General features: G+C 57.7%; 1 protein-coding gene and 1 riboswitch. The gene reads right to left on the reverse strand.

Annotated elements, in window-relative coordinates; translation table 11 throughout:
• Positions 1-737, reverse strand: a 737-nt coding sequence (locus DMY87_RS23940) for an MFS transporter (RefSeq protein WP_205908216.1), incomplete at its 3' end; no start/stop codon positions are given.
• Positions 738-860: 123 nt separating this feature from the next.
• Positions 861-977: riboswitch (TPP riboswitch) on the reverse strand.
• Between the last annotated feature and the right edge of the window lie 277 nt (positions 978-1254).

The raw sequence follows: 1254 nt of genomic DNA on the forward strand, positions 1-1254 counted from the left end.
AAACGGCCGGCATAACGTCCAGACAAGAAGCTGCCAAAAACGAAGCCAGCTGTGATGCTGCCGATGAAGAGACCAAGCGCAGTCGACGAGACGTTGAAAACCGCAGCTACAAAAGGAGCCCCGGCGAGAAACGCGTAGACCGTGCCAACGGAGAACCCCATACACAGCGCATAGGCCCAAAAGCGTAGCGCGCGAAAGAGTGCTGGGTACGCGCGGAACTGCTGCGCTATGGAGCCCGATCGAGTTTTGTTCGTCTCACCGAGTTGGAACCAACACAAAGTCAGCATTACGGCGCCTGCAAGGGCGAGGACCCAGAAGATAGTCCGCCAGCCCAATGCCTCATCCACCAAGCCGCCAATCGCCGGGCCAATCATGGGCGCCAGCGCCCATATCATCGCTGCATAGCCGATGCGGCTTGCCGTCTGCTCCTTGCCGGCGGTGTCCCTGATAATCGCCATCGAAACCGGATAGCAGGAGGTGATTGCCGCCTGAAGCGAACGGAATGCAAGAAAGGAAACGATATCGGGTGCAAGAGCACAACCTATGGACCCAACCGTGAAGACGACGAGGCTAACGATGACGACCGGCCGACGCCCGAAGCGGTCGGACATAGGCCCCATGATCAGTTCGAGGATGACGGCGACGGCTGCATAACCCGCAAGAGACAGGCTCACCAGAACATACTCGGTCTGGAAATCCCTGGCGATGTGCGCCAGCGACGGCAGGAAGACATTCAATGGTAGCACCGAAAGGGCGCATAAAAGGGTCAACGTCAAAAGCCTAGGCGGACGCTGTGTGCTCCTTTGTGTATATTGGCTTTTTAGTGTCATTGCGGCCCCTTTTTAGAGGCCGGCAAAAGAGAGAGGCATCTGACCCGTCCCTTCGCCGGCATGATCCGGATCAGGTTCAAAGGGTCACTGCGCTGCTTTCGCCCAACAGTATCTCAGCCCTTTGACAGGGCACCCCTCGGTATTGATGAAACTAGCGCAAACTCTGAAAAATGCACATGGGATTGGTTATGAAATCTGTCGGAGCGACCCTGATCGCGGCGAGCCCCGATTGTTCAGGCATCGTGACCGCAACTGTTGCTGAGCGGCGGATCCCTCACGGCTCATGATAGGATGCGATCGCCTTTGGTGATTGCAGCCCGTCGGTCGCGAACTCTAATGCGGTCGGACCCTACCCAACAACCGCTCATCCCGCGCCACAAAAAACGCAGCCACACTCTCCGGCGTCACATCCTCCAGCGTCGCC

Origin of the sequence: Peteryoungia wuzhouensis, assembly GCF_003205195.1 — a bacterium.
GTDB classification, from domain to species: domain Bacteria; phylum Pseudomonadota; class Alphaproteobacteria; order Rhizobiales; family Rhizobiaceae; genus Allorhizobium; species Allorhizobium wuzhouense.